This is a genomic window from Cupriavidus basilensis OR16 (assembly GCF_000243095.1).
Lineage (GTDB): Bacteria > Pseudomonadota > Gammaproteobacteria > Burkholderiales > Burkholderiaceae > Cupriavidus > Cupriavidus basilensis_D.
Genome location: NZ_AHJE01000170.1, coordinates 25,612 through 35,986 on the forward strand (window position 1 = coordinate 25,612; position 10,375 = coordinate 35,986).

The 10,375-nt window shown below is 66.5% G+C and carries 10 protein-coding genes and 1 pseudogene; 9 read left to right on the forward strand and 2 right to left on the reverse strand.

Features of this window, described 5'->3' with window-relative positions; genetic code table 11:
* Positions 1-331: 331 nt before the first annotated feature.
* On the reverse strand, positions 332-1,561 hold the full coding sequence (locus OR16_RS44735) for a phage tail protein (protein WP_100228053.1): 1,230 nt from the start codon (positions 1,559-1,561) through the stop codon (positions 332-334).
* A gap of 249 nt (positions 1,562-1,810) precedes the next feature.
* Positions 1,811-3,202, reverse strand: coding sequence for a PLP-dependent aminotransferase family protein (locus OR16_RS36705; RefSeq protein ID WP_006164099.1), 1,392 nt, complete (start codon positions 3,200-3,202; stop codon positions 1,811-1,813).
* A gap of 62 nt (positions 3,203-3,264) precedes the next feature.
* On the opposite strand from OR16_RS36705, the gene OR16_RS43855 reads away from it, so the two are divergent.
* The 9 genes and pseudogenes from OR16_RS43855 (at position 3,265) to OR16_RS36745 (ending at position 10,286) form a co-directional block, all read left to right on the forward strand.
* On the forward strand, positions 3,265-3,483 hold the full coding sequence (locus OR16_RS43855; RefSeq protein ID WP_141639967.1) for a hypothetical protein: 219 nt from the start codon (positions 3,265-3,267) through the stop codon (positions 3,481-3,483).
* 112 nt (positions 3,484-3,595) lie between these two features.
* Positions 3,596-4,078: an MSMEG_0572/Sll0783 family nitrogen starvation response protein gene (locus OR16_RS36710; protein WP_006164100.1), complete on the forward strand. Its 483-nt coding sequence runs from the start codon at positions 3,596-3,598 to the stop codon at positions 4,076-4,078.
* A 43-nt stretch (positions 4,079-4,121) separates the two neighbouring features.
* The gene (locus OR16_RS36715; RefSeq protein WP_006164101.1) at positions 4,122-5,153 is read left to right on the forward strand and encodes a Nit6803 family nitrilase; all 1,032 of its coding nucleotides are present in this window, start codon (positions 4,122-4,124) and stop codon (positions 5,151-5,153) included.
* Positions 5,104-6,237 carry an MSMEG_0568 family radical SAM protein gene (locus OR16_RS36720; RefSeq protein ID WP_006164102.1) on the forward strand — a complete coding sequence of 378 codons (1,134 nt, stop codon included), beginning with the start codon at positions 5,104-5,106 and terminating at the stop codon, positions 6,235-6,237. Before OR16_RS36715 ends, OR16_RS36720 begins: the two co-directional genes overlap by 50 nt.
* On the forward strand, positions 6,234-6,779 hold the full coding sequence (locus OR16_RS36725; RefSeq protein ID WP_006164103.1) for an MSMEG_0567/Sll0786 family nitrogen starvation N-acetyltransferase: 546 nt from the start codon (positions 6,234-6,236) through the stop codon (positions 6,777-6,779). Before OR16_RS36720 ends, OR16_RS36725 begins: the two co-directional genes overlap by 4 nt.
* Positions 6,776-7,798, forward strand: coding sequence for a sll0787 family AIR synthase-like protein (locus OR16_RS36730; RefSeq protein ID WP_006164104.1), 1,023 nt, complete (start codon positions 6,776-6,778; stop codon positions 7,796-7,798). Before OR16_RS36725 ends, OR16_RS36730 begins: the two co-directional genes overlap by 4 nt.
* A gap of 9 nt (positions 7,799-7,807) precedes the next feature.
* Positions 7,808-8,095, forward strand: coding sequence for an MSMEG_0570 family nitrogen starvation response protein (locus OR16_RS36735; RefSeq protein ID WP_006164105.1), 288 nt, complete (start codon positions 7,808-7,810; stop codon positions 8,093-8,095).
* A gap of 53 nt (positions 8,096-8,148) precedes the next feature.
* A complete protein-coding gene (locus OR16_RS36740; protein WP_006164106.1) occupies positions 8,149-9,438 on the forward strand; it encodes an MSMEG_0569 family flavin-dependent oxidoreductase in 1,290 nt (429 codons plus the stop codon).
* A 34-nt stretch (positions 9,439-9,472) separates the two neighbouring features.
* Positions 9,473-10,286 (forward strand): annotated as a pseudogene (locus OR16_RS36745) (Pnap_2097 family protein).
* The last annotated feature ends 89 nt before the right edge of the window (positions 10,287-10,375 follow it).

Sequence of the window (10,375 nt, forward strand, 5' to 3'; positions counted from 1 at the left end):
TGGATGCACGTGTGCGATGTGTGTTGCTTGTAGCCCGCTGACGCGGGGGTGGCTGTTGTGGGCGGAGTTTTAATGCTTCCAGCCGCGACAGCAGCTAGAAGCCCCAAAACTCCGCCCACAAACGACACCCCCGCGTCAGCGGGCCACTAAGTTCAAACCAAGAATGCAACCGCATTCCATAACACGGCTTCCGCCGATTCAATCCTTGCCAAGCCCGGTAGATTTTGTGAGCGAATCACCGGAACGGGACACTAGCGCGCGGCGGGTGACTACGCGCCAGGCTGGATTGGGAGGGAGGCCGGAAACCTGAATACCCGGCCTCCCGCCCGGCTTAGGGCCGCGTTGGAAAGACGCCGTTGGTGCAGATCATATATGTCAGTCCGTTGGGCGTCACGGACGCGAGATTCGGCAGCCCAAAGGTTGTCTGGCCGTCGCCGCCAAACGAAGTCCCGAGCAAGGAGAACAGCGCCGTGTTCTGCGCGATCGGCAACAGCCGGCCATCGGCAGGCAGGCCTTGCCCGAAGGTCGTGGCGGTCAGCCATACGCTCCCGAGCGTGCATTGGACACCGGTGCCCCCGCCTGCTGCGTTCCCGGATTGCCCCAGGTCCGGGTTGGCCGGGCCCGTGGCCCCTGTCGCACCCGTGGCACCAGTGGCTCCCGTGACGCCCGTAGCTCCCGTTACGCCCGTAGCCCCGGCAGCGCCTGTCGCACCCGTGGCGCCGGCGGGGCCCGACACGCCTTGCGCACCCGTGGCACCCGTGGCACCGGTATTGCCAGTCGCGCCCGTGGGGCCCGTGACACCCGTGCTGCCCTGGGCGCCAGTGGTTCCCGTCGGGCCTTGCACGCCTTGTGCACCCGTGGCGCCGGTCGCGCCCGTAGCGCCGGTTGCACCAGTCGCACCCGTTGCCCCCGCAGGTCCCACATCGCCCCTGGCCAGTTCCTGCGCCACCGATGCCAGCGTGGCGTTGGTGACCTTCAGGCGCACGATCAGCGCTTCGAGCTTGTCGTCGTAGGCGTCGCCGGCTTGCGGCTGGAACACCTGGTTGAGCAGGTTGAGCGTGTCCACCGTCACGCCCAGGTTGGCCAGGCGCTGCTTGGTCAGGGTGAGGGCGGTGGGCAGGCGGTTGCCTGCAGCGCCGGCCGAGACGGCGGAGAACGTATTGAAAAAGGCTTCGGTGTCGGGGTTCCCGGTGGCGCTGGCCACTACCAGTTCGGTGATCGGCGTGATGTTGGTCACGCCGGGGCCGAGGATCAGCGTGTGCAGCACGCCGTTCGGGCCGGTCACGCGCGCCGCGCACGGCAGCACCAGGCCGGCGGTGGTGACCGACCAGGCGCCGGTGGCCGAGGTGGTGACGGTGGCCGTGCCCGCCACGCATTTCAGTTCCACGGCGGCGTTGGCAATCGGCGCGCCGGTGGCGGCAACGCCGGAGATCGAGGCTGCCGGCGTCGCGACCGGCGCGCTGCCAGACGATTGCACGGTATCGCTGCCGCCGCCGCATGCGTTCAACAGAGAGGCCGCGGCCATGGACAGATAGAGAGTCCGCATTTTTGCTTGTTTCATGATTTCCCTTTGATTTCCCAGAAACAGTGATCCGCTTGCACACGTCTCGATCGATGCCGAGGTGCACTTTTTATACGTATTGATATGGATTGGAAGCGCCTGCCGGGCGCAACGGGTCGTATTTTATCGACGCTGGTCCGCGAGACTGCAATGTCATCTGCGGTTTCGCCGGCAGACTTGCATGTCGTTGCCAAAACCCAACGAAGCCGGCTAAAAGAAAAGCCAGCGGGACGAACGCGCAATGGCCCGCTACAGCATCGCCGAATGCAGATGGTGCGGATCGTCCAGCGTATCCGCCACGATCTGCAGCGATTCCTCCACCTCGTCGCGCTCGCCCGGCCCGCCCAGGCAGATCCGGATCGCATCCGGGGGATTGCCGTCGGTGGAGAACGCCGCGCTCGACACCACGCCGATGCCGCGCGAGCGCAGATGCAGCGCCAGCTCGGAAGGGCGCCAGCCGCTGTCCGCGGGAACCGGCAGCCAGAGATGGAAGCCTTCCGGGTCGGCGTCGTACGGCCGTCCCGCCAGGACGTCGCGGGCCAGGAGCTGGCGGGCCGCGCACTCGGCGCGAATGGCCTTGAGCATGTCTTCCGCTGTGCCGTCCTTGATCCACGACGTGGCCAGCAGCGTATTGAACGGGCTCGCCATCACCGTGGTGGCGCGCAGGGTGCCGGCCAGCCGCTGGGTCTGGCGCGCGGTGGGGCCGTGGATAAAGGCAATGCGCAATCCGGCGCCGAAGCATTTCGACAGGCCGGTGACGTAGTAGGTGAGCTCGGGGGCCAAAGTGGCAAGCGCGTCGGGCGTGCGTTGCGGCAGCATGCCGTAGGCATCGTCCTCGATGATCGGCACGCTGTAGCGCAGGGCGATATCCGCCAGGATTTCGCGCCGTCCCTGCGGCATCGTTTTGGTGCTGGGGTTCTGCAGCGTGGGATTGCAGTACAGCGCGCTAGGCTTTTGCGTCTTGCATAGCGTTTCGAACGCCGGGCCTAGGGGGCCTTCCTCATCGCTGGGCAGGGCTTGCAGCTGCACGCCGAGTTGCGTGGCGATGGCCTTGATGCCGGGGTAGGCCAGCGTATCCAGGCAGATCGTCTGCCCGGGCCGGGCCAGCAGCGACACCAGCGCCACCAGTGCGCTGTGAATCCCCGGGCAGATCAGCACGGTATCCGCGCGGCAGGCGGGCACATAGCGTTTCAGCCATTCCACCGCCACCGCGCGATCTGCTGGCGTGCCGCCGAAATCCTGGTAGCGCAGCAGGTCGTAGGGATCCGTCATGCTCATCAGGCGCGCCGCCGACTCGCGCAGCCTCACCGTCAGCGCCGGCGGCTCGGGCGGGTTGTTCATGGTCATTTCGGCACCCGTGCCCGCGCGCAGCGGGAGCGCGGGCGCACGCCCCCGCACAAAGGTGCCGCTGCCGGCCTTGGCGTCGATCAGCCCGCGCTTGCGCGCTTCCGCGTAAGCGCGCGCCACGGTGGTGTAGTTGAGCTGCAGCGCTTCGGCCAGGTCGCGCAGCGCCGGGAGGCGATCGCGTGCTTGCAGGCGGCCGCTTGCCAGGTCTTCCTCGATCAGGTCGGGGATCATCAGGTAGGCGGGTTTGGTGCTCTCGCAGAGGCGTTTGAGCCAATGGCTGGCAAGTCCGGGCACGGCGGGCTCCTGATGTTCGAGGCTGTCTGACGCGTTTTCGTCTGAGGTTGCAGGCTACCACAATGATTGTTTTTTGCGATCAAAATGATCGCATTTTTGTTTGCTCAATGATGGTGCGTGATTGCAGGATTGCACCGCTTTCGGGCGTTTTCCGCGGGCTGGCGCGTTCCACTGCAGTGCACGGCAGAAAAAGGCCAGTACCGGCGAAAGCACAAGCATTTCGCGCACATCTCGCCATCCGGAAAATCAGTGATGCGATCAATGAGCGATCTGCTGCTTGATCGCTAATTGATCGCATGGGTGGGCATGGCAGATGGCATGTCCCGTGCTCAAGGAGTGGTGTCGGCCCAGCGCCGATCGATCGACAGATCCACCAACCTTATGGAGTGCAACATGCCCGCAGTCAACAAACCGGCCCACAAGAAAGGCGACTTCCTGGTCGACTACGAAGAGAAGGTATTCGAGGACGTCAAGGCGGAGCCGGGTGAGAAGGCGCTGGTGACCTTCCACACCGTGGCCTTCGAAGGCTCGATCGGCTTCGTCAACATGCTGCAAGCCACGCGCCTGCAACGCAAGGGCTTCGAGACCTCGATCCTGCTGTACGGCCCGGGCGTGACGCTTGGCCTGCAACGCGGTTTTCCCACACTGGGCGACGAGGCCTTCGCCGGCCATCTCAACTTCAACAAGCAGCTCACCAAGTTCATGGAAGAGGGCGGCAAGGTCTACGCCTGCCGCTTCGCGCTGCAAGCGCTCTATGGCCATGGCGAAGGCTCGCTGGTCGAAGGCATTCGCCCGATCAGCCCGCTGGATGTGCTGGACCTGCGGCTGATCCACCGCAAAGAGAACGCACTGATCGTGGATACCTGGACGGTTTAACGCTTTAACGCATTCACGCTGAAAAGAAAGGGCGGGCATCACCATGTCACAGAAACGCATTGTGCGCGCGGCCGCGGTCCAGATCTCTCCGGACCTCGAGCACGGCGAAGGCACCCTTGGCAAAGTCTGCGAGGCCATCGACCGCGCCGCACGGGAAGGCGTGCAGCTGATCGTCTTTCCGGAGACCTTCCTGCCGTACTACCCGTACTTCTCCTTCGTACGGCCGCCCGTGCAATCCGGCAGCGACCACATGCGGCTGTACGAGCAGGCGGTGGTGGTGCCCGGCCCCGTCACCCATGCCGTGTCCGAGCGCGCGCGCCGGCATGGCATGGTGGTGGTGCTCGGCGTCAACGAGCGCGACCACGGCAGCCTTTACAACACGCAGCTCATCTTCGATACCGACGGCCGCCTGGTGCTCAAGCGCCGCAAGATCACGCCGACCTTCCATGAACGGATGATCTGGGGCCAGGGCGACGCGGCCGGCCTGAAGGTGGCCGATACCACCATCGGCCGCGTGGGCGCGCTGGCTTGCTGGGAGCACTACAACCCGCTGGCCCGCTACGCGCTGATGACCCAGCACGAGGAAATCCACTGCAGCCAGTTTCCCGGCTCGCTGGTGGGCCCGATCTTTGCCGACCAGATCGAAGTCACCATCCGCCATCACGCGTTGGAGTCCGGCTGCTTCGTGGTGAACGCCACCGGGTGGCTGACCGACGAACAGATTGCTTCGGTCACCACCGACCCCGCCTTGCAAAAGGCGCTGCGCGGTGGCTGCAACACCGCCATCGTGTCGCCGGAGGGCCAGCACCTGGCGCCGCCGCTGCGCGAGGGCGAGGGCATGGTGATCGCTGACCTGGATATGTCGCTCATCACCAAGCGCAAGCGAATGATGGATTCGGTGGGGCACTACGCCCGCCCCGAATTACTCAGCCTTGCCATCAACGACCGGCCGGCGGCGACGGCATCGCCCATGGCCACCGCCTTTTTGGCCACCGCCTTTTCCAACTACCACGGGAGCACCCACCATGAACTCCAGCGAGATGACGCCGGCCTCGAGCCGGTTGTCGGTAACTGAGCTTCGGACCGAGCTGCAATCGGTCGGGCTGCGCCTGCTGGACCCGGCGGCGGGCGCCGCCAGCCGGCGCGGCGGCGCGGGCCCATCCGACCACAAGGCGGTGACCATCGATGGCGTGACCATCATGGTGCCGGTGCATACCAACACCGCGTGGCATTCACCGTACGTGGCGTCGTCGCCGGACGGCAAGGGCACTAGTGCGCTGCTGCGCGGCACGATCCCGATCGCGAACATCAGCTTTCCGAAAGCGCCGCGCTTCTACGCGCTGCAGACGATGGAGGGCGTGCCGTACTCGCACATCGCCACGCTGCACAGCGCGGACGTGCTGGCCACCACGGTGCTGCAGACCTGCATCCGCTACGAGAGCCGGCGCAAGACCTGCAAGTTCTGCGCGATCGGCCAGTCGCTCGCGGCGGGGCGCACCATTGCCCGCAAGACGCCGGAGCAGCTCGCTGAAGTGGCGCGCGCCGCCGTGCTGCTCGATGGCGTCAAGCATATGGTGCTGACCACCGGCACGCCGCCCACGCCGGACCGTGGCGCCCGCATCCTGTGCGAGAGCGCCTTCGCGATCAAGGCGGCCGTGGACCTGCCCATCCAGGCGCAATGCGAGCCGCCGGACGACGACCGCTGGTTCGGCCGCATGAAGGCCTCCGGCATCGACACGCTGGGCATGCACCTGGAAGTGGTGACGCCCGCTCTGCGCGCGCGGATCATGCCGGGCAAGGCGGCGGTGCCGATCAGCCGCTATATGGAAGCGTTCAAGGCGGCGGTTGCCGTGTTCGGCCGGGGACAGGTGAGCACCTATATCCTCGCTGGGCTTGGCGATAGCGTTGAGACCATCCTGTCGATCTCGAAGGAACTGGTCGAACTTGGCGTCTATCCGTTCGTGGTGCCCTTCGTACCTATCACCGGCACGCCGCTGGAAGACCATCCCGCGCCGCCGCCTGAATTCATGAAGACCATCCTCAAGCCGCTCGGCGCCATGATCAGCGCGGCGGGCATGCGCTCGGCGGATATCAAGGCAGGCTGCGGCAAGTGCGGCGCGTGCTCCTCGCTGTCTTCGTACGAAGAGGTGGCGGCATGAGCGACGACCTCTGTGTGGAAGTGCCCGTGGCGGCCGCGTTCCGCATCCGCTGGGCCGGGGCGCAGTGGGAGGCGGACGCGGCCATGGCGCTGCGCCGGGCGGTGTTCTGCCACGAGCAGGGGATTTTCAACGGCGACGACCGTGACCAGGTCGACGACACCGCGCAGTTGCTGGTGGCGGTGAAGTGCGAGGCGGGCGCGCCCGAGATGGTGGTCGGCACCGTGCGCATCCACCAAACCGAGCCCGGCGTGTGGTTTGGCTCCCGGCTTGCCGTGCATACGGCGTATCGCAGCCACGGCAAGATCGGCGCGACGCTGATCAAGCTGGCGGTGAGCAGCGCGAACGGGCTGGGCTGCACGAGGTTCCTCGCCCATGTGCAGAGCCAGAACGTGCCGCTGTTCCGCCGCTTGCATTGGAACGTGCTGGCCGAGGAAACGCTGCTTGGCCGCCCGCACCACCTGATGCAGGCAGACCTGGACCATTACCCGGCGTGCCTGACGCCGCGCGTTGGCCTGTCGACGCTGGGCAGGAGCGGGACATGAACGTCGCGCAGATTGTGCAAAGCCTGCGCGCCAGCCGCGGCTTTGGCCACAAGACCGATATCGCCGGCGTGCTGTCGTCGCTGGGCAATGCGCTGCCGGGCGGCATGCGCGATCTCGGCCAGGCTGTTGCGGTGGGCGACGATTGCGCCGCCATTGCGGATCATGACGGCTACCTGCTGTTTGCGATCGAGGGCATGGTCCGGGATTTCATTGATGCCAGGCCTTGGTTCGCGGGCTATAGCGCCGTGATGGTCAATGTCAGCGACATCTACGCCATGGGCGGCCGGCCGCTGGCCGTGGTGGACGCCATCTGGAGCGACGGCGTGGGGCAGGCCGCCGAAGTGCTGAAAGGTATGGCGGCGGCCTGCGCGGCCTATGGCGTGCCCATCGTTGGCGGGCACAGCAATGCCCGCAGCGATCACGCCCAGCTTGCGGTGGCCATAGTCGGGCGGGCGCGGCGCCTGCTGTCGAGCTTCGCGGCGCGCCCGGGCGACCGGCTGCTGATGGCGGTCGATTTGCGTGGCGCCTTTGCCGAACCGTACCCGTACTGGAACGCCTCCACCGAAGCGCCGCCAGCGCGGCTGCGGGCCGATCTTGAACTGCTGCCTGCGCTGGCCGAAGACGGCCTGTGCGCCGCCGCCAAGGACATCAGCATGGCCGGCGCGCTGGGCACGGCGCTGATGCTGCTGGAGTGTTCCGGCGTGGGCGCGCGGATCGACCTGGACCGCATCCCGGCGCCCGCCGGCGTGCCCATGGCGCGCTGGCTCACGGCGTTTCCCAGCTATGGCTTCTTGCTGGCGGTGCGCGAGGAAGACGCGGAGCGCGTTACCGCGCGATTTGGCGCGCGGGACATTGCCTGCGCGGACATCGGCGTCCTCGACGATTCACGGCAGGTCTTGCTCAGCGGGGCCGGCGAAACCGCACTGCTGTGGGATTTCGCGCACGACGCCTTCATCGTCCCGCAGGCGCAGCGTGCCGCGCACGACGCCATCCACCATGCCACCCACATCGATGCCTGAGGAGCCTTCATGCCAGTCACCCATTTCCGCATACGTTGGCCCGACCAGAGCGAGACCACCTGTTACTCCCCGTCTTCGGTGATCACGGCGTTCTTTGTCCCGGGGCAGGACTACACGCTGGACGAGTTCCTCGTGATCGCCCGGCAGGCGCTGGGCAGCGCCTCGGAGCGCGTCAGGGTCAAGTATGGCTATGCCTGCTCTTCTGCCATGGACCAGCTTGAGCAGATCGAGACTACTGCCGCGCGATTCTGCGGACAGCCGGACGCCACGGTGCGCGTGCTTGGCTTCGGGCGGTAACCCGGTTCCTGAAGGCCTTGGCGAACTTATCAGCACTTAAAGAAGGACCCATCATGTCTACCAACCCCAACGAAACCCAGGCCACCGCCACCGCCTCTGCCAAGCACTACAGCGTCATCGTTGTCGGCGGCGGGCAGGCCGGCCTGTCCATGAGCTACTACCTCAAGCAGGCTGGCATCGATCATCTCGTGATCGAGAAGCACACCGTCACCCACACTTGGCGCAGCCAGCGCTGGGATGCGTTTTGCCTGGTCACGCCGAACTGGCAGTGCGCCTTGCCCGGCTATCCCTACCAGGGCAACGACCCGCACGGCTTCATGAAGAAGGACGAGATCACCGCCTACCTCGACGGCTTTATCCGCATGGTGAACGCACCGGTGCTGGAGCACACCGAGGTCCGTCGCGTGAAGCCGCAGGAGCAGGGCGGCTACCTTGTCTCCACCACGCAGGGCGACTTCACGGCCGGGCAGGTGGTGGTGGCTTCCGGCGGCTATCACACCCCGATCGTGCCGCGCATGGCCGAGCGCCTGCCCGCCGGTATCCGGCAGGTCCAGTCCTCCGAGTACCGCAGCCCGCAGGCCCTGCCGGAAGGCGGCGTGCTGGTGGTGGGCTCCGGCCAGTCCGGCGCGCAGATCGCCGAAGACTTGCACCTGGCGGGCCGCAAGGTGTTCCTGGCCGTCGGCCAGGCGCCGCGCTGCGCGCGCTTCTACCGTGGCCGTGACGTAGTGGACTGGCTGGCCGACATGCAGTACTACGATATGGCGGTGCAGGAGCATCCGCTGCGCGAAGGCGTGCGCGACAACACCAATCACTACGTGACCGGCCGCGACGGCGGGCGCGATATCGACCTGCGCAAGTTCGCCACCGAAGGCATGGAGCTGTTCGGCGCGCTGGAGGATTTCCATGATGGCAAGCTGCGCTTCACGCCGAACCTGAAGGCCAACCTCGACGATGCGGACGACACCTACAACCGCATCAACGCCAGCATCGACAAATACATCGACAAGCACGGCATAAGCGCGCCGGGCGCCAGCGCGTACGCGCCGGTATGGACGCCGGGCGAGGAACGCTGGGCGCTGGACCTGGCGCAGGCGGGCATCGGCGCCATCGTCTGGTGTATCGGCTTCCGTCCGGATTTCAGCTGGCTGGAGGCGCCTGTGTTCAACGGCCGTGGCTATCCGGGCCACGTGCGCGGCGTGACGGCGCAGGACGGCCTGTACTTCCTCGGCCTGCCGTGGCTGCATACCTGGGGCTCCGGGCGCTTCTCGGGCGTTGCGCGGGATGCGGAGTACCTGGCGGCGATGATTGGCGGGAAGCTAGGCGCGCAAGCGCTGGCAGCCTGACATGTTCCGCGCGAGCACCCGCTATGTCGCCGGCATGCCGAACCTGTCCTACACCGGCCTGTCGGAGAACTGGCTGCTCAAGGCCTGCGGCGACCTGCACTGGCAAGGGCTGGCGGCGCTGTCCGGGCAGGCGTTGCCGGAGTTCCGGGACGCGCAGGGCAACAAGGCCTACGCCGCGTTTACCGCGATCCGGCTGCGGGAGGCATCGCTGGAAGGGATTGGCGAGAACGATGGCTTCTCGGTGGACACGCAGCTGACGCGGGTGGCCGGCGCGCGCCACTTCAGCACGCACGAGCTGAGGCTCGATGGCGATGGCGATGGCGATGCGCCGGGCGCCAGGCGGGCCGAGGTATCGATGGTGTCCACCTTTATCCGCCGCGAGCGCGAACGCGACAATCGTTCGGTGGTCAGGGCCGCTTTCAACATGGGATGGGCCGCCACCCGCTGCGGCGGCGGAGATGGGCGCGCTGGCCAAGCGCTTCCGGGCGGGCGACTGGTCCTCCCATCTTGGCCTGGAGCGGGCACGGCACCTCGGCAGCCACATGGCCGAGTACCTGCCTTGCCCCTATGCCGACTTCAACGGCGCGGACCTGCTCTACTTCGCCAACTTCCAGGCCATCGTCGATCGTGCCGAGTGGCATTGGCAGCGTTTTGACGAGCCGCCGGTGATTGCCGGGCGCGACTTGTTCTTCCACGGCAACGTCAATCTTGGCGAAGCGCTGGAGCTGTCGTTCTCTGCGGTGGAGTTCGGCCAGGGCGGGCTGGCCCATTGGTGCGAGGTGCGGCGCGGCAGCGACGGCGAGAAGATCGCCGATGTGGTGACGCGCAAGCGGTGGAGAGTGCGATGAGCGTAGTTGACGAAACAGCACTGGCGCGCAAGCCCGTCTACACCGCCGCCGACCTGCATGGCCTGGCGCACCTGGGCAGCCTGCCTGGC